16 protein-coding genes are annotated in these 18315 nt (G+C 70.6%); 12 read left to right on the top strand and 4 right to left on the bottom strand.

From position 1 onward, the window contains the following. Positions 1 to 4 precede the first annotated feature (4 nt). The 7 genes from OHT52_RS03385 (at position 5) to OHT52_RS03355 (ending at position 9030) form a co-directional block, all read left to right on the top strand. Complete coding sequence (locus tag OHT52_RS03385) at positions 5 to 1987, top strand: hypothetical protein (protein WP_328718614.1); 1983 nt, start codon at positions 5 to 7, stop codon at positions 1985 to 1987. Next, complete coding sequence (locus OHT52_RS03380) at positions 1984 to 3252, top strand: KH domain-containing protein (protein ID WP_328718613.1); 1269 nt, start codon at positions 1984 to 1986, stop codon at positions 3250 to 3252. The genes OHT52_RS03385 and OHT52_RS03380 overlap by 4 nt, the downstream gene beginning before the upstream one ends. Continuing rightward, positions 3249 to 5228, top strand: a complete 1980-nt coding sequence (locus OHT52_RS03375; protein ID WP_328718612.1) for a vWA domain-containing protein — start codon at positions 3249 to 3251, stop codon at positions 5226 to 5228. Before OHT52_RS03380 ends, OHT52_RS03375 begins: the two co-directional genes overlap by 4 nt. A gap of 273 nt (positions 5229 to 5501) precedes the next feature. Further along, positions 5502 to 6011: a 2-oxo-4-hydroxy-4-carboxy-5-ureidoimidazoline decarboxylase gene (gene uraD / locus OHT52_RS03370; protein WP_328718611.1), complete on the top strand. Its 510-nt coding sequence runs from the start codon at positions 5502 to 5504 to the stop codon at positions 6009 to 6011. Beyond that, positions 6008 to 6400, top strand: a complete 393-nt coding sequence (uraH, locus tag OHT52_RS03365; protein WP_443046478.1) for a hydroxyisourate hydrolase — start codon at positions 6008 to 6010, stop codon at positions 6398 to 6400. The genes uraD and uraH overlap by 4 nt, the downstream gene beginning before the upstream one ends. A 172-nt stretch (positions 6401 to 6572) precedes the next feature. Then, positions 6573 to 7541, top strand: a complete 969-nt coding sequence (gene pucL, locus OHT52_RS03360) for a factor-independent urate hydroxylase (RefSeq protein WP_328718610.1) — start codon at positions 6573 to 6575, stop codon at positions 7539 to 7541. Between the two features lie 103 nt (positions 7542 to 7644). After that, a complete protein-coding gene (locus OHT52_RS03355; RefSeq protein WP_328718609.1) occupies positions 7645 to 9030 on the top strand; it encodes an 8-oxoguanine deaminase in 1386 nt (461 codons plus the stop codon). 59 nt (positions 9031 to 9089) lie between these two features. Here the strand turns inward: OHT52_RS03355 and OHT52_RS03350 are convergent, their stop codons facing one another. Continuing rightward, positions 9090 to 10034, bottom strand: a complete 945-nt coding sequence (locus OHT52_RS03350; RefSeq protein WP_328718608.1) for a LysR family transcriptional regulator — start codon at positions 10032 to 10034, stop codon at positions 9090 to 9092. 101 nt (positions 10035 to 10135) lie between these two features. Here OHT52_RS03350 and OHT52_RS03345 point away from each other — a divergent pair, with 101 nt between their 5' ends. After that, entirely contained in the window at positions 10136 to 10564 is a 429-nt protein-coding gene (locus OHT52_RS03345) for a nuclear transport factor 2 family protein (protein ID WP_328718607.1), read from the top strand. Between the two features lie 287 nt (positions 10565 to 10851). Further along, positions 10852 to 11745, top strand: a complete 894-nt coding sequence (ypfJ, locus tag OHT52_RS03340; protein ID WP_328718606.1) for a KPN_02809 family neutral zinc metallopeptidase — start codon at positions 10852 to 10854, stop codon at positions 11743 to 11745. A 16-nt stretch (positions 11746 to 11761) separates the two neighbouring features. On the opposite strand, the gene OHT52_RS03335 is transcribed toward ypfJ, so the two are convergent. Together OHT52_RS03335 and OHT52_RS03330 are read right to left on the bottom strand one after the other, a co-directional pair. Then, on the bottom strand, positions 11762 to 12598 hold the full coding sequence (locus tag OHT52_RS03335; protein WP_443046762.1) for a chitosanase: 837 nt from the start codon (positions 12596 to 12598) through the stop codon (positions 11762 to 11764). Between the two features lie 478 nt (positions 12599 to 13076). Then, positions 13077 to 13970, bottom strand: coding sequence for a chitosanase (locus OHT52_RS03330; RefSeq protein WP_328718605.1), 894 nt, complete (start codon positions 13968 to 13970; stop codon positions 13077 to 13079). On the opposite strand from OHT52_RS03330, the gene OHT52_RS03325 reads away from it, so the two are divergent. Beyond that, complete coding sequence (locus tag OHT52_RS03325) at positions 13969 to 14652, top strand: alpha/beta fold hydrolase (protein ID WP_328718604.1); 684 nt, start codon at positions 13969 to 13971, stop codon at positions 14650 to 14652. The two genes, OHT52_RS03330 and OHT52_RS03325, sit on opposite strands and share 2 nt — an antisense overlap. 122 nt (positions 14653 to 14774) lie before the next feature. Here OHT52_RS03325 and argG read toward each other — a convergent pair whose 3' ends face one another. Further along, positions 14775 to 16220 (bottom strand): argininosuccinate synthase, encoded by a 1446-nt coding sequence (gene argG / locus OHT52_RS03320; protein ID WP_328718603.1) that lies wholly within the window; start codon positions 16218 to 16220, stop codon positions 14775 to 14777. A 264-nt stretch (positions 16221 to 16484) separates the two neighbouring features. On the opposite strand from argG, the gene OHT52_RS03315 reads away from it, so the two are divergent. After that, entirely contained in the window at positions 16485 to 16931 is a 447-nt protein-coding gene (locus OHT52_RS03315; RefSeq protein WP_328718602.1) for a hypothetical protein, read from the top strand. Between the two features lie 234 nt (positions 16932 to 17165). Further along, a complete protein-coding gene (locus OHT52_RS03310; protein WP_443046476.1) occupies positions 17166 to 18164 on the top strand; it encodes a fibronectin type III domain-containing protein in 999 nt (332 codons plus the stop codon). Positions 18165 to 18315 lie beyond the last annotated feature (151 nt).

Raw genomic sequence — 18315 nt, 5'->3', positions numbered from 1 at the left:
GCCTGTGCTGGTGGGTTTGTACCGCGATGGCGCGTTGCGCCAGCGCATCCGCAAGGGCTACGTGATCGCCGGCGAGGACCCTGCGGAGGTCATGAGGCCGCTGCTCGGACGGCCTCTGACGACGGAGCGGCAGGCACCCGTCGTCCGCGGTGAAGTGCAGCCGGCCGGGGCCGGTCGGGTGTGGCTCGACTCGGGTCCCGTCTCCCTGAGCACACCTGTGACCCGGGCGCGAATCGCTCGCTCGCTCGCCCGTGCCACTGCGGCTCTCGCTACTGAGGTACGGCGCCGTGGCGGGGTACTCCTCCCCTCGGGATACGTGCCCGGCGGCCCGCCCACGTCCGCCTGGCTGACCGGCGACGAGTACGACGTCGAGGTGCACAGTGACGTCCAGCGGGAGCTGTGCACCAACCTCTTCCGGCAGCATTCGGCAGCGCTGATCGCTTTGACCGGACGGAGCGCGTACGGCCCGCACACCGCCGGCGGCCAGGGGTCACGCCGACTGGCCGAGGTGACGGACCAGCTCACCACCCGGTACCTGCACTCCGCCTCGCCCGTCCATCTGGAGCGATTAATCGCCTCCTTGAGCCGTGACGAGGGGGTGACCCGACTGGACCTGATGGACGTGGACCCCCTGGGAGGGAGTGACGACGGTTTCCCCGCGGTCACGTTGCGGATGTTCGACGCCCAGATCCTTGTGGCTGACACGATGGCGCATGCCCTGCTCGTGCAGGCCCTGGCCATCCGGGCCCGCCGGTTCGAGCGGGAGGGGCGGCGGGTCCCCGCCCTGCCGCAGCAGATCGTCGACTCCAATCGCTCCCGAGCCATAGCCCACGGCTTGGCCGCCTCCTTCAACGTCGAGCCCGGTCCGGCGAACCGGCAGGGGCGGGGCGGGTCCGGGGCAGGCAGAGACGGCGGGCAGCGTGCCACCGCAGACCGGGCGAAGACCAAACCGCCGGCCAAGGTTCGCAAGGCGCACCACGTGTGCCTGGAGCTACTGAAAGACCTGACGCCGGAGTTCCGGGCCATGGACGTCGGGTTCACCGAGGTCGCCCCGCTGCTGGTCGGCTTGGCCCTCCAGGACACGCATTCGCTGGCCGCCTGCAACGAGAACGACCTCGTGGCGTTCTGGCGCCGCACCACGCCCGCCGAATTGCACGGCCGGCAGGTCGCCGACCGGCTGGCCGACGCTGACTGGTTGCTCACCGACCATGTGGCCGCGCTGGCCCGCAGTCTCGCCCCCGGCTCGACCTCTCTCCTCGCGCTGGAGTGGGAGCAGCCGCTGGCCTGGAACACCCCCGCGCAGCCCGCCAGAAGGGAGCGGCCGAGGGACCGGCGCGATGCGAGCGACTCCATCGGCCGCCCGGCCAAGCGCCGCCCGGGGCAGCCTCCTCAGAGTCGTGCCACAGCTCCCCGGACTGCCGCCACGCTTCTCACCGCCCTGGAACGGGCCGACAACCCGTCCGGTGCCGCGGCGTTCGCGGTGGTACGCGAGCACCTCACCGGCGGAGGCGGCGGTGATCTGGACCGGGAGTTGCGCAACCACGCCCGGGCCCGCGAGATCCGCCGCTCCCTGCGCCCGCCGAGGCGGCAGACCGTCACCGCCGACGACGCACGCTTCAACTGGGACAGCGAGGCGGCAGTGCAGGCCGTTGCCTTGGCCCGTCGGTACGGTGTCGCGCTCCTGGCCTGCGACGTCCCGCTTTCCGACAAGCTCGACCTGAACGCCTCGGTGCGGCACTGCGCCCACCATCGCCCGGAAGGGCTGGCGGTGGTGACCCTGGCATCCACGGTCTACCGTTCGGAGCGAGGCCAGCGTGCCAAGTCGGAAATGCTGGTGGTCGACATCGCCGGGAGTCGCACCGCACCGGTCCGGGGAGGCGACGAGCCGCCGGCGGACGACGAATCACCTGCGCATCACGAGCCCCTCTCGAACCAGCAGGAACCAGACATCCGTGGTCGGCGTGCGGACGAGGAGGCTGCCCGATGAGCGACCCAGCACACCCTGTGCCCGTCAGCCTTGACGTGCGCGCATACCGCGAGCCTCTGCCGGACGCAGACGCCTACCTGGCTCTCTGGCAGCTGATCGAACCGCACCTGCTCCGCGTCGACCCGCGCGAGCACCGGAGTCTGCGGCTGGACCTGGGCGACCGCGGCGCGCTCACGCTCCAACTGCTCGACCCGGTGGGCAATCCCGACGCTTTCAGCTCGGCTACGGAGTTCGCTGTCCGCGGCATCCTTGAGACCGCGCGCGTCCGGTACACGTGTGGGCCCTGCGTCACCGCGGGCACTCGCACGTACGGGCCCTTCCAGTGCCACGTCTGCAACGAAGAGACGCGCAAGGAGGGCGGTACCCGGCTCTGCGACCGGCATGTGATTCTCCTGGAAGGCGCCTTCCGCACGGTATGCCCCGACCACGCCCCTGCCTGCCCTGCGTGCGGCCGGCCCGGCGAATTCTGGTGCGACGGTGCCCGCTGCAGGAACCGTCAGGCGTGGTGCTCCGCTCACCAAGTCCCGCACCCGGGTGACGCCCGTACCTCCTACTGCCGGCACTGCTTCGACGACCGCTTCCCGACGTGCGTGGCGCCGCGGTGCGGGCAGACCGGCTACCTGCGCTGTGAGTATGTGCGCGCCGCGGGCGAGTCCTGCCCGCACCGGGTTTGCGCCGTGCACGCCGGGAGATGGCAGATCTATGGACCTCACAAGCGCGGGCTCGCCCTGTGCCCGACTCACCTGACCGGGCTGCGCCGCATGTCACGGGAGGACACCGTCTTCCAGATCGTTGCCGCCACGGCCCTGCGCCGTCGGTCGCGCGCGATCGGCCCGGCACTGCTCCCGCGCCTGTCCGTCGTGCGTCACATCCTGATTCACGTACGTGACGAGGCGCTGGACATGGGCGTCATCGACGCGCTGTTCACCCGGCTGCGGGCCACGCTCGACGGCACCGGCGGTGGCGCGGCGATGGCTACCCTGCTGGACGCGCACGCCCGTGTGCGCCAGCAGGATCTGACCGTTTTCCGGGGCGATCGGGAGGTGGGCCGCCGGCACTACGAGACCCTGCTGCGCATGCTGATCGCCGACGGCAGAGGTCAGCTCGCCGAACGGCTCTCCTTCTCGGACTTCCGGCCCAAGGCGAACACCCTCTACGTCAGGGTGCCGCCGGATGTGGCCGGGTTGTTCATCGGGCGCGGCGGCTCGGGTATCCGCGACCTCGGCGCCCGGCTGGGTGTCACGTTGAAGGTGGAGAAGCGATGAGGGTCCTTCTGGGCCGCGTCCACGGTACGCGGCTGGTGATCGTCGCCGGCGATGGGCTGGTCACGGACAACCGGGTCGGTGTCTCGGCGGCCGACATGACCGCCGAGTGCACGGGCTTGCTGCTACCCGCGCACGGCGACGAGCGACGCGGTTCGGCCGTGCGGATGGTTCCGACACCCGATCTGCCGACGGGTGTGGTGGCCGTGCACGAGGACCTGGCCCGGGCAACGGGCCTTTCCGGCGCTGCCGGCGAGGACTGGCTGCTGCTCGAACGGCCTGCCACTTTCGCGGACTCGGTCGTGCTGGAGTCCGCTGCCGACGCCCCTCCGGAGGTCTCGGTAAGACAACTGCGCGGCTCCTCCGCTCTGGATGGCCAGGTCTTCCGGCACGAACCCGAGGCGCGCGAGGCCACCTGGTTGTACGTGGACGGCGTGCCCTACCGGGTGCGCAGCGTTGCCGACGGCTCGGGCGAACCGCTGACCGGACTCCTGCGGATCGGCGCTGCCACCACCTTGCACCTGTTCCTGCCGGGAAACAGGACCGGCGTGGACGTGGTGATCCTCGCCGACTGCAGCGGCTCGATGTCCTGGGATGACGTGCTGGACGACAGGGACGTCGGGCGCTTCGGCGGTCGTGCGCAGCGGTACGTGACCCGGATGCACGCGCTCAAGCACGCGCTGCACGAGATGGCCGACGTCCGGCTGTCCTCGGGCGGTCGGCCCACCCGGCTGGCGCTGGTCCGCTTCACGAAGAGCTCCGTCCCGGTGTTCCCGCGTTCCGGTGGGATGGCCGACCTCGGCGACGAGTCCACCATCGAGGAGTTCCGCGCCGCGGTGGGCCTGCTCAAGCCGGAGTCGGCGGGCACCGACATCGGCCAGGCGCTGCACCATGCCTCGGAGCTGCTGCACCGCTACGGCAATCCGCACAACGAGCGCTTGGTGGTGCTCGTCAGCGACGGCGCCGACTGGGTGGAGAAAGGCGTGGACGCGACTGGCGAGATGCTGGCGGCAACTGCGGACCCGGTGTCGCTGATGGAGGAGCTGAACGGCTCGCTCGGCATCCGCCTGCACGCCGTGGGGGTCAGCGCCGAGGCTACCTTCTGGCCGTGGTGGGAGCGCCACCACCGGCGCAGCGACGGTGAGCCGCATGTCAGCATCGTCCCCAACCACGTGCTGCTGCGCCACTTGGTGGACGTGGGTGGCGGCGACCCGACCCGCATTGGCGGCACCGATGTACTGATGGAATACTTCGGCGAGTTGGGCGCCGGGGTCACCCGGACGGTGGGCCATCCGCAGCCTGGGCGGCTGCCCGAGCCGCAGCCCGAGATCGGGTCTGCTCTCAGCCTGAGCGCTGCCACGGCCACCGACGCCAGGCGCGGTGAACTGGCGGAGAAGATCAGCCTGTTGTACTCGTCGTGTGTCGACGCGTCCCGTCGGCGCATCGGCCGACCGCTCTACCGGCAAACCAACGACACCCGGGCCCTGCACCACACGGGCCAACCGGTCCGCGACCGCGCGGCCTTCGCGGCCTGGGTACTCGACGTGCACAAGGTCTTCTACGAGCAGCAGGAAAGCGCCCTCAACTCGCCGCAGGACAGGGGCTCCTACCCCATCCCGGGCGTTGCCGACATCATCTGGGACGGCCGCCTCTTCCGGATCCACACCATGCGGCTGGAGACGGCGCACGACAACGTCGGCCGGAACAACAAGAAGCAGGCGGAGCAGCACCAGCGCATGGTGGGAGAGGTATTTCGCGCCCACACCGGCCGTTACCACCTGCTTGACGATGACGAGGTCGGCTGGGGCCGGCTGCAACTGGGTCTGATGGAGGACCTGGCCGGGATGCTCACCGACGTCTACGCCGTGCTGAACACCGAGCAGGTACCCGCGCCGGCCTATGCGGAGGCGGCGCAGGATGGGCAAGCCGGGGGGTTCATGCCCGCGGAGAGTACTGCGTTGCGGGTCCAGGGCTTCTGAACCCAGTCGTCCCGGTGCCGGCGTACGGTCACGTCCACGGGTACGCCGGCACCGGGGGAGGCAGCCGCCGAATCCTGCTGCGCGGTCGGGCGTCGGTCTACAGCTACCTCCACCGCGAGAAGGGCCACGGAGGGACGGCCCGCGAGACCGTCGGGCCGGCCCCGACAGGCCAATTTCAACAAACTGTTGACGAGAAGTCGGACGGGGGCGTTAGCTGTTCGCAGCCCGCACGACGCCTAGCGACGTGACAGCGACGATCAGCGCGGAGGCTCCGTGACGTCGAGTTCCTCATCGGGCCTGGCCCGGTTCAACGCCCTGGCGCACGACGAAGTCGCCGACGTACTGCACGAGATCTGCTCCAGCGACGCTTGGGTCGCCGCCCTCCTCGCGTCCCACCCCTACGCCACCGCCGCCGACCTGCTCGCCGAGGGCGACGCTGCCACCGCCGCACTGTCCGGGGAAGAGCTCGCCGAGGCCATGGCCGGTCATCCGCCGATCGGGCGACCCGAGCCAGGCGATCCCGTGTCCGCGCGGGAACAGCGGGGGATGGCGGACGCGTCCGACGCCCTCAGGGCCGAGATGCTCGAACTGAACCTGGCCTACCAGGAGCGCTTCGGCCACGTCTTCCTGATCTGCGCCACGGGCGCCACGGGCGAGCAGATGCGCGACGCCCTGCGGGCCCGCGCGGCGAACACGCCAGAGCGGGAGAACGCGATCGTGCGCACCGAGCTGGGCAAGATCAACCGTATCCGGCTGACCCGCCTCCTGACCGAAGGGGAGTGACGGTCCTGAGTACCGACACCACCACCGCCACGGTGTCCACGCACGTCCTGGACACCAGCCTCGGCCGTCCCGCGGCTGACGTCCCCGTCCGTCTCGCCACCCGCCCCGGCCCTACCGCGGGCTGGGAGCAGCTCGGCGGGTCGGTGACCGACGCGGACGGCCGCTGCGCGGATCTGCCCGCCCTGCCGGAGGGCACCGCCCAGGTGCGCCTCGAATTCGACACCGACACGTACTTCGCCCGGGAGGCCGACGGGCCGCCCGCTCCGCACGCCGTCGGCGGAACGTTCTTTCCGGAGGTCGCGATCACCTTCACCGTCCGTCCCGGCGAGCACCACCACGTACCCCTGCTGCTCAGCCCGTTCGGCTACTCCGTCTACCGGGGGAGCTGAGGCCCCCGCACCGGGTCACCGGCCACCTCGTCGCCGACACGCACCTCACCGCGGCGGGGCTGCCCCGCCGTACCCGGACGCAGTCCGCTCGCACCACCGCCCCGTACGTACGCCCCCGGGCCCGCACCCCTGACGGCGCCGCTTCCGCTTCCCGCAGAAAGGTCCGGCACCCATGACCACTTCCGCCCAGCAACCCCCCGAGGCCGCCGCCCCCCGGTCCCGCACCGTGGTCCTCGGCCAGAACCAGTACGGCAAGGCCGAGAACCGTGTCGTCAAGATCGTGCGGGAAGGCGCCACCCACCACATCAAGGACCTGAACGTCTCGGTCTCCCTCTCCGGCGATCTCGACGAGGTCCACATCTCCGGCGACAACGCCGCGGTGCTGCCGACGGACACCATGAAGAACACGGTGTACGCGTTCGCCAAAGAGCACGGCATCGACTCCGCCGAGCAGTTCGGCATCCACCTCGCCCGGCACTTCGTCCTCTCCCAGCCGGCGATCACCCGGGCGCGGGTGCGGATCGAGGAGTATGCCTGGGAGCGCATCGAGGACCCCTCCGCCACTGACCCGGACCGCCCGCGCCACTCCTTCGTACGCAAGGGCCAGGAGGTCCGCACCGCGCAGATCGCCTACGACGGGGAGCGCTGGGAGGTGATCTCCGGAGTGCGGGAACTCACCGTGCTGAACTCCACCGCATCCGAGTTCTGGGGCTACGCGAAGGACAGGTACACCACCCTCAAAGAGGCGTACGACCGCATTCTCGCGACCGACGTCTGCGCCCGGTGGCGCTACAACTGGTCAGAGGACACCGAGGAGATGCCCCGCTGGGAGGAATCCTGGCAGCAGGCCCGCGCGCATCTGCTCCGGGCGTTCGCCGAGACGCACTCCCTCTCGCTCCAGCAGACGCTCCACCGGATGGGCGCCCGGGTGATCGAGAACCGCGACGAGATCGACGAGATCCGCTTCTCGCTGCCCAACAAGCACCACTTCCTGGTGGATCTGGAGCCGTTCGGACTCGACAACGCGTCCAAGGACGGTGCCGTCTACCTCGCCGCCGACCGCCCCTACGGACTGATCGAAGCCACCGTGCTGCGCGAAGGCGCCGCGCCGTCGATCCCGGTGGACCTCACCAATCTCTGATCCGGTCCCGCGAACCGCAGGCCCGTACGCATCGGCTCTCACCCCTCGGTACTCACACAAGTCCGGCACTCACCGGAGCCCGGCACTCGTAGAAGGAAGCACGATGACCGATCCGGCAGGGATCCAGCGCCTCGTCATCGAGAACTGCGCGGTCGCCACCGTCGACGCGCACGACACCGAGTACGCCGGCGGTCATGTCGTCGTCGCGGGCGACCGCATCGAATCCGTCGGCGCGGGCCGCGCCCCCGAAGGGCTGGTGAACGTGGTCCGTCGCATCGACGGCACCGGCCACCTGGTCACACCCGGGCTCGTCAACACCCACCACCACTTCTACCAGTGGATCACCCGGGGCCTGGCCACCGACCACAACCTCTTCGACTGGCTCGTCGCGCTCTATCCGACCTGGGCACGCATCGACGAACCCATGGTCCGTGCGGCGGCGCAGGGTTCGCTGGCGATGATGGCGCGCGGCGGCGTCACCACCGCGATGGACCACCACTACGTCTTCCCCCGGGGTTCCGGCGACCTGTCCGGGGCGATCATCGAAGCCGCCCGGGACACGGGCGTACGCTTCACCCTCGCGCGAGGTTCCATGGACCGCGGGGAGAGGGACGGCGGACTGCCGCCGGACTTCGCGGTGGAGACGCTCGACGGCGCGCTCGAAGCAACCGCGGCCACCGTCGACGCCCACCACGATCCGTCGTTCGGCGCGATGACACAGATCGCCGTCGCACCCTGTTCACCCTTCTCCGTGTCCACCGAACTGATGCGGCAAGGGGCGGAGTTGGCGCGCGCCAAGGGAGTGCGACTGCACACCCACGGCTCGGAGACGGTGGAGGAGGAGCAGTTCTGCAAGGAGCTGTTCGGGATGGGGCCGACCGACTACTTCGAGTCCACCGGCTGGCTCGGCGACGACGTGTGGATGGCCCACTGCGTCCACATGAACGACTCCGACATCGCCGCGTTCGCCCGGACCGGTACGGGCGTCGCGCACTGCCCGTCCTCCAACGCCCGCCTCGCCGCCGGAATCGCCCGGGTGCCGGACATGCTCGCGGCCGGGGTTCCGGTCGGTCTCGGCGTCGACGGAACCGCCTCGAACGAGTCGGGAGAACTCCACACCGAGTTGCGCAACGCTCTCCTCGTCAACCGCCTGGGGCCTTACAGGCACCGCGCTTTGACGGCACGTCAGGCCTTGCGGCTCGGTACGCACGGCGGGGCCCGGGTGCTGGGCCGCGCCGAACAGATCGGTTCCCTCGAAGCCGGGAAGCTCGCCGACCTGGTGCTCTGGCGGATGGACACCCTCGCCCACGCCTCCATCGCCGACCCGGTCGCGGCCCTCGTCCTCGGTGCGGCGGCCCCCGTCACCCTGTCGCTCGTCGGCGGCCGGCCGGTCGTGGAGAACGGGCGGCTGACGACCGTGGACGAGGACGCCGTCGCCATCGCCACCCGTGAGGAGGCCCGGCGCCTGGCACGCGCCGCGCGTTCCTGAGGGCTGTCCCACGGGGTTTGTCGGTGGTGGGTGAGCGGCAGGCGGTCCTTGGGGGTCGATCAGCCGGAGCCGGCCTCTTCCCTGGGTGTCCTGGTGTCCGGTTCGACGGTGGTGGGCGTGCGGTGGCGCAGGCAGGCGCGGACGAAATCGCCGATGACGGCGTCGTTGTCGCCCGCGGGTGCCCACGCGACCCCGACCTGGCTGGAACTGACGCCGGTAACGGGGCGGTAGGTCACCCCGGGGCGCTGGTAGAAGCGGGCGGTGGCCTCGGGGGTGAGGCTGACGCCGTAGCCATTGGCGATCGCGGTGAGCCATTCGTCCGGGTTCTGGGCGATGGCGCCGATCTTGACGGGGCGACCGCCGCGTTCGTCGGTGGCCAACCAGTAGTCGCGCCACCAGCCTGACTCGGTCGGGGTGGCTACGAACGGCTCGTCCCAGAGCTGACGGAAAGGAATCTCGGCAAGCTCCGCGAGCGGATGGGTGCTGGGGATGCCGACCCATCGCGGCTCGGTGATCAGCACCTCGACCCGTAGCGCGTCCTGGCCGGGGAACGGCAAGCGCAGCAACGCCACGTCCACCTGCCCGTCCGCCAGTCCCGCGGTGGGGTCGGACCAGCCGGTCTGCCGCATCTCCACCCGCCAGCCGGGGCGGTACCGGGCGAACGAGCCGATGATCTTCTGGGTGCTCTCGTTGGCGGCGCTGGCCACGAATCCGACTCGCAGGACGTGGGAGGCGCGGCTGGCGGCGCCGCGCGTCTCGCGCAGTGCGATGTCCCAGTCCTCCAGGACGATCGGGACCCGCTCGGCCAGCATCCGTCCGGCGTCGGTGAGGGACATGCCGGTCCGGGAGCGGGTGAACAGCTCGACCCCCAGTTGGGCCTCCAGCTGCTTGATCTGTTTGGTCAGGGCCGGTTGGGAGATGAACAGCCGCTCCGCGGCCCGGGTCAGGTGCCCTTCCTCGGCGACGGTCGCGAAGTAGCGCAGCAGCCGGGTGTCGATGTCCATGCCGTCAGGTTATGGATGCGGGTATTGGACGGTGACGGCGGGGCCCAGCAGGATTGATCACGCAAGCAGGAACCGGCAGGTCGACCGAAAGAGCGGACACCATGAGCGACAAGACCTCGAAGATCGACGCCATCAACAAGTTCTTCTCGGCCTATGCCACCTACGACCTCGACGGCATGCGGGCGGTGCTGACGGACGATGTCGAGTGGACCATCCCCGGTCACCACGCGCTGTCGGGGACCAAGCGCGGTGTGGAGGAGGTCGCGGCCTTCTTCACCCAGCTCGGCAAGGCCAGTTTCCAGGCCGAGCCGCTGTTCCTGGAGGCCAATGAGGAGTACGTCGTCGACATCCACCGCGGCTGGACCACCGAGGGGACGGGCAAGGTGGATACCACCTGGGCCCTGGTGTGGCACTTCAACCGCGAGGGCAAGGTCGACCGGGTCGTCAACCTCTCCGGCGACCAGCACCAGATGGACGCGTACGTCTGGAACAACTACACGCTGGCCCCGATCCCCGACCGGCTGGCGTGAACCGTCCCGAGAGTGCCTGGTGGGCCCGGGCAGACCGGTTCCGAGGGGTCACGCAGGTGTGTGGAAGACCGTAGGAGAGTCCAACCCCTCCGTACGACGGAGGGGTTGGACTTCCGCGCGAACTCATCCAGGGCGGAACACGGCCCGGTGCTTCGCGGATCGTCTCCCGCCCGGAACCGGACAGCCTGCGGTCACGCTTCATGGCGACGGCGGATGGAGCGGCTTCTCGGGGGTACGCGAGCCGAGCGACGCAGGGCGGGCCGGCGCGCTGTGAGGGGAGTCGGTTGATGAGGTTCGACGACGACGCCGCCCTGGACACCTCCGAGGTCCAGGACAACCGGGGCGGGGCACTGGGTGGGATTCCCGGTGGCGGGAAGACCGTGGGCGGCGGGGTGGTCGGTCTGCTGGTGCTGATCGCCTCGGTGGTGTTCGGGATGGACCCGGGCATGCTCGGTTCGGACCCGGCCACCGGCACCGGCGCGTCCAGTGGGGGCGATGCCGGGGATCTGGCAGCGGACTGCCGGACGGGTGCCGACGCCAACACCAAGGACGACTGCCGCATCGTGGCCGTGGTCGACAGCGTCCAGGCGTTCTGGAAGCAGACCGAATCAGCCGCCGGGAAGTCCTACACGCAGGCCCCCACCTTGCTGTTCACCGACAGCGTGAGTACCGGGTGCGGTGACGCGACGTCCGAGGTGGGCCCCTTCTACTGCTCCGCCGACGACAAGGTCTACCTCGACCTCGGCTTCTTCGACGAGCTCACCAGCAAGTTCGGCGCCCGGGGAGGCCCCTTCGCCGAGGCGTACGTCGTCGCGCACGAGTACGGGCACCACATCCAGGACCTCAGCGGCACCATCTCCCGCGGCAGTGGCCAGGGCCAGGACAGCGGCTCGGTGAAACTGGAGCTCCAGGCGGACTGCTTCGCCGGAGTCTGGGCCCACCACGCGACCACCACTCCCGACCCGAAGAGCGGCAAGCCCTTGATCACCGAACTCACGGAGGCGGACATCAATCTGGGACTGGACGCGGCTGCCGCCGTCGGCGACGACCGTATCCAGGAGAAGTACCAGGGCAAGGTCACGCCGGACTCCTGGACGCACGGCTCCGCGGCGCAGCGTCAGAAGTGGTTCACCGTCGGCTACCGGTCCGGCGAGGTCGCCGACTGCAACACCTTCGCCTGAACGTGACCCTGCCGCGTCAGCCGATGTGGTAACTGTCCCCGTACACCTTCCAGTCGAGCGGCGGGTTCAGGCCGAGGTTGCCGTTCCGCAGGAAGACCCGCTGTGCGGTGTCGACTCTGCTGGTGTCGGAGTGGGCCTCCTCCTGCCGCATGGCCCACACCCGCGCGTCGAGGTAGGCGTCGAGGTACACCGTCTCGCCGCCGCCCTCCGACGGTGGCCGGGCCTTGGCGAGGGCTCTGGAGCGGATCGATCCGAAGCTCGCGCTGTCGTCACCCTCGCCGTGCATGACGAGCGCGTCGTAGTACGCGAACTGGCCCAGCGTGCCGAGGCCGTCGGCCTTCGCCTGCTTCACCGCCGGGTCGAAGTACACCCGGTCGCGCTCGTCGTCCTGCACCCCGCGGAAGACCGGGTCGGTCAGCGCGGCCTTCTCCCACGCGGCGGTGAACCGGGAGCCGAGCCCCTCGTGCGAGTCGGTGCCGTCCACCTCGCGCAGCGCGGGCAGGAACGGCGCGAGGATGTTGCCCGGAGCGCGCTCGGTGTAGAGCTCCACGACCCCCAGCATGTCGCTGGTGCCGGAACAGAATCCGACGATGCCGCCGGTGTAGCCGCGGCCGTCACCGATGTCCTCGATGTACTTGTACTGGTCCCGCCAGTCCAGGCTGGAGTTCTCCGCACTGGAGACCAGCTGCATGGCGATCTCCTTCTTCGCCGGATCGTCCAGCCCCACCGTGGGGGCCCACGCGACCGGCCGGACCGCTTCGTGACGCATCGCCACCTCCTGAGTCGGAGAGTCCGCCAGGGCGCTGCCCGGGGCGACGGTGAGGGCGAGCCCGAGAGCGGTGGCCACGGCCACCGAGGGGAGTGCGGTACGGCGGCCGGTGGCTGCGCGACGGGCCCGGGCGGCCGGAACGGGGGAGGCGTCGCGACTGCGGAACGCGGCATCGGCCTGGGTGTGAGGCACCTGTCCTCCATCGGAGACACGTTGATCATCTGCTCTGTCGCGAGCTTCCTATCAGGCCTTTCGTGTCTCACCGGCCTCCCGTTCCGGTCGAAACGCCGTGTCACCCGCCCGGGTCAGGACGGGCGGGAGCGGGCGCTCCTGGCGGGGGCCGACGACCGGCAGGGACCGGCAGGGGCGGGGTCCTGGAGCCCCGCACCGCTCGGCTGGCGCGGTGCGGGGCGGTCCGGGGAGAGGCGGGCCGCACTCCCGGAGTACCGGCCTCCGGATCGCCAACGGTGCGAGGTACCGATCCGTCACGGGCGGGCGGGCGGGACGGCCGGGGGCCGGGGCCGGGGCCGGGGGCTGGGGGCGGGCTGCCCACCCGGTTGCCTCAGCCGTCGATCCGGAAGCTCTCCCCGTACACCTTCCAGCGCAGCGGGGTCTCCAGCTGGAGCTTTCCCTCGCGCACGAACCGGCGCTGGGCCGTCTCGATCCTGCTGGTGTCGGTGTGCGAGGGCTCCTTGGCGATGGCGGCCACCCGGGCGTCGAGGAAGGCGTTGAGGTACGCCTCCTCGTCACCGCCCTCGGCCGGGGAGTCGGCGGCGGCCAGTGCCTGGCGGCGGATGCTCGTGAACCCGACCGTGCCTTCGGTGTCGCCGGCTCCGTGCATGACGTACGCGTCGTAGTAGATGAACTGGCCCAGAGCGCTGAGACCGTCCTTCTCGGCCCGGTCCACCGCCGGCCTGAAGTAGCCCGCGTCCAGGACCGCGTCCTGTGCCGCGCGGAAGGCGGAGTCCTTCGCGGCGGCGGCCCACGCCTCCGTGAACGCCGTGCCGAGGCCCGCGTGCGAGTCGGTTCCGTCCACTGCCCGCAGGGCCGGGACGAACCGCGCGAGCCCGTTGCCGGGGCGGGCCTTCGTGTACCGCTCCACCACGTCGAGCATGTCGCCGGTGCCGGAGCAGAACCCGATGATGCCGCCGGTGTAGCCGCGGCCGTCACCGATGTCCTCGATGTACTCGTACTGGTCTTTCCAGTCCAGGGTGGAGTTCTCCGCACTGGAGACGAGCTCCATGGCGATCCGTTTCTTCGCCGGGTCGTCGAGACTCTTCTCCGGCTTGTCGTCCGTGGTGGAACAGGAGGTCAGCAGGGCGGTGGTCAGCAGGGAGACGAAGGCCGTGGCGAGCAGACGGTGGGCGACGGGCCGGACGGTACGGTTCACCCCCCAAGCCTGCCAGGCCGGGGTGCGGCGCTCGGCCCCGCCCACCGGCTGTAGCGTCAGGGGCATGGAAGATCAGTCTGTTGTGGATGTGGGCGATGTACGGCTCGCGTACCGGACGTGGGGCGACCCCTTCGGCTCGCCGGTCGTCCTCCTGCACGGTCTCGGCGGTTCGTCCGCCGACTGGGAGGCCACCGGGAGCCTGCTCGGCGCGGAGTGGCGGGTGTACGCCCTCGATCTGCGCGGGCACGGTGAGAGCGACTGGCCGGACGAGTACGCGTTCGAGCAGATGAGGGACGACGTGGTCGGGTTCCTCGACGAGTGCGAACTCGACCGGGTCGGGCTGGTGGGCCACGGCATGGGCGGCACCGTCGCCCTGCTGCTCGCGGAGGAGCACGCCGACCGGGTGGAACGGCTCGTCCTGGTGGAGACCCCCGCACCCTTCCCCGGGGACCCGGGGCCGGCGGGGCGGGCCGAAGGGCCGGTCGACTACGACGAGAACGCCGTGCCCGCGGTCCACGCGCAGCTGTCCGAACCCGACCCGGAGTGGGCGGAGACGCTCGGCGAGATCGTCGCCCCCACGATGATCATCGCCGGCGGTCCCGAGAGCGCCCTGCCGCAGGCCCTCCTGCCGGAGGTGGCGTCACGCATCCCCGACTGCCGCATGGTCACCGTGCCCGGCGGCCACCGGATGCACGAGACCCGCGCCGACCAGGTCGCCCAGCACATCAGCGAGTTCTTCACCAGCTGAGACCAACAGGAGGGAGGCCCGGCGAACCCGCCGGGCCTCCCTCCTCGCACGCACGATCCCTGAGCGCGTTGCGAAGGTAGCGCCGTCCGTCCGCCGGACAGGCGGGACTTTCGACACACGCCCTAGTCGGCGCCGAACTCCATGGCGGCGCTGTCGAGCAGCTTGTCGCCGCCCGGGGCCTCGCCGCGCGAGGCGATCTCCTGGGCGTTGCCCTCGGGCATCGCACCGATCAGCGGGGTGGAAGCGGCCTGCGCACCGATCAGCGCCTGGTGGGAGGTGCCGACCATGCCGATGGCGGCGTACTGCTCCAGCTTGGCGCGGGAGTCGGCGATGTCGAGGTTGCGCATGGTCAGCTGACCGATCCGGTCCACCGGCCCGAAGGCGGAGTCCTCGGTGCGCTCCATGGACAGCTTGTCCGGGTGGTAGCTGAACGCCGGTCCTGAGGTGTCCAGGACCGAGTAGTCCTCGCCGCGCCGCAACCGCAGGGTCACCTCGCCGGTGACGGCCATGCCGACCCACCGCTGGAGCGACTCGCGGATCATCAGCGCCTGCGGGTCCAGCCAGCGGCCCTCGTACATCAGGCGGCCGAGGCGACGGCCCTCGTTGTGGTAGGTGGCGAGGGTGTCCTCGTTGTGGATCGCGTTGACGAGGCGCTCGTAGCAGGCGTGGAGCAGGGCCATGCCCGGCGCCTCGTAGATGCCGCGGCTCTTGGCCTCGATGATCCGGTTCTCGATCTGGTCGGACATGCCCAGCCCGTGCCGGCCGCCGATGGCGTTGGCCTCCAGCACCAGGTCGACGGCGGAGGCGAACTCCTTGCCGTTGATGGTGACCGGGCGGCCCTGCTCGAAGCCGACGGTGACGTCCTCGGTCTCGATCTCGACGGACGGGTCCCAGAACCGCACGCCCATGATCGGGTCGACGTTCTCCAGGCCGGTGTCGAGGTGTTCGAGGGTCTTGGCCTCGTGCGTCGCGCCCCAGATGTTGGCGTCGGTGGAGTACGCCTTCTCCGTGCTGTCCCGGTAGGGCAGCCCGTGGGCGAGCAGCCACTCGGACATCTCCTTGCGACCACCGAGCTCGGTGACGAAGTCGGCGTCCAGCCAGGGCTTGTAGATGCGCAGCGACGGGTTGGCCAGCAGGCCGTAGCGGTAGAACCGCTCGATGTCGTTGCCCTTGAAGGTGGAGCCGTCGCCCCAGATCTGGACGTCGTCCTCCAGCATGGCGCGCACCAGCATGGTGCCCGTGACCGCCCGGCCGAGCGGGGTGGTGTTGAAGTACGCGCGCCCGCCGGAACGGATGTGGAAGGCCCCGCAGGTCAGCGCGGCGAGCCCTTCCTCGACGAGGGCGGCTCGGCAGTCGACCAGCCGGGCGATCTCCGCCCCGTAGGCGTGGGCGCGTCCGGGCACGGAGGCGATGTCGGGTTCGTCGTACTGGCCGATGTCGGCGGTGTACGTGCACGGCGCCGCGCCCTTGTCGCGCATCCACGCGACCGCGACGGAGGTGTCGAGACCGCCGGAGAAGGCGATGCCGACGCGTTCCCCGACGGGCAGAGAGGTCATTACCTTAGACATAGGAAAAGTATGCACTTCGATGCATGTTCATGCAACCCGGTCGGCCGAGTCGTGGCTCACTCGATAGGTGGGTGGCGGTCGAGATGTCGAGGAAGACTCCTTAGGGTGACGATCGCGTCGTCCAAGGTTACCCAACGTGACCAGGGGTAGGTCTCGCGTCGCCCACGACTGCCTCCTCGGTCCGTGCCGACGAGGGGTCGGGGGTGGAAGTGGAAGACACCTCGTACCCGTCTCTTCGGGGCGGGAGATCCAGGGAGACCGCTCATGGCAGTACGGAAGACCGCCGCGATCCTGTCGGCCGCGGCGGCGCTCGTCGCCGGCTCGCTCTTCGGGCTGATGGGGCCGGCGTCGGCCTCCGCCCGACCCGACACCGCCCGACCCGAGGCCGCCCTCGCGGCCGACGCGCTCGCGGGCGCCCGCCGGCACGCGGTGGAGTCGCCCACCGTGGCGAAGTCCGCCGCCGCCGCGCTGTCCTGCTCCTACACCTACGTGTGCGGGCAGGGCTCCAACGGCAGCAGCTTCGCCTACACCAAGTGCAACACCCTCTACCAGCTCCCCAACCTGACCGGCAGCGGCCCCCTCGTCAACAACCAGACCCCCGGCACCGTGGCGTACTTCTACGACAAGAACCAGAACTACCTCTTCTCCTCCACCGCCTATCAGTCGACGACGGTGAACTGGACCCCGGTCTGGTACGCCATCGCCTGCTGACGGCCCGTCGGTGATCGAGGCGGGGCGCCCGTGCCGTTCCCGGGGCCGGTGGCCCGGGTGCCCCGCCCGTTCGCCTGAACGTCCGCCAGGCGGAATCAGGGACTCCGTAACCACATCCGGGTGCCCCGGTGCAAGCCGGACGGGGCGTACATCGGCACATTGCGGAACGTTCCGCGCACCCCTCTTGTGACCGGCCCGCGCGCCGTGCCATACAGGTCTGGACCAACGCCCCGGATGAAAGGCGGCAGCGCCGTGCAACGTCCCCCCACGCGTGTCGTGTCGACCTGTTCCGCAAGCCTTCTCCTCGCCCTGCTCGCCGGATGCGGCGGCTCGGCGGAGGCGTCCGACACCGACGCGCCCACCACCCCCCAGGACGTGACCGCCCAGTCGAGCAGCGCCACCTCCGTGCACGTCATGTGGGAGCCGTCCACCGACGACAAGGCGGTCACCGGATACGAGATCTACGACGGCGCCACCCGTGTGAAGACGGTCCCCGCCACCAAGCACATGATCGACGTCGACGGGCTCACCGCGTCCACCGGACACACCTTCACCGTCCGGGCCCGGGACGCCGCCGGCAACCTCTCCGAGCCCGGCCCCGGGGTGTCCGTCACCACCCAGGCCACCCCGCCCGACGACCGGAAGGCGCCGTCCGTCCCGGCGGCACTGCGCGCCACCGCGGTCGGCACCGACAGCCTGACCCTGTCGTGGAAGGCCGCGACGGACGACGTCGGCGTCTCCTCGTACGACGTCTACCAGGAGGACTCCCGCATCCACAGCGCCTCCGGCACCGTGACCAGCGCCCGGCTGACCGGCCTGCGACCCGGGACGGTCTACACCTTCACGGTCCGCGCCCGCGACGCGTCGGACAAGTCCTCGGACGACAGCCGGTCCGTCGACGTCACCACCCGGTCCGCCCCCGGAGCCCCCGTGAGCACCGCCCCCACCGGCCTGCGTGCGGAGACCAGGGACGAGTCCGGCAGCTACGTCGTGCGACTCTCCTGGGACCAGCCCGAGCTGGGCGGGGCGATCCCCGGGTACGAGCTGTACCTCGACGGGAAGGCCACCACGACCATCGTCTGGGGCGGAACACCACCGAAGGGCCGCGCCACCTACGAGCTGACGCTCACCGAACCGAAGGGCACCCGGCACTCCGTCAAGCTCCGGGCCAAACTCCCCGACGGCACGTGGGGAGACTTCTCCGCGCAGCGCACCCTCGTACTCGGCGGCTGACGGTCCGGCCGGCGGGCGCGACGTCCGGCCTCGCGGACGCGCGTGGGCGCCCGCCCTGTGGTCCATTGATCCCTGAGGGGCGTCCCTCAGGGCGTGTCCGCGAAGCCCCGCGCCCGGCCCGCCGCGCCCGGCGGGGACCGTCACACACCGG

The sequence above is a fragment of the Streptomyces sp. NBC_00247 genome (assembly GCF_036188265.1).
Taxonomy (GTDB): Bacteria; Actinomycetota; Actinomycetes; order Streptomycetales; family Streptomycetaceae; genus Streptomyces.
This window is presented reverse-complemented; position numbering and strand designations above follow the sequence as displayed.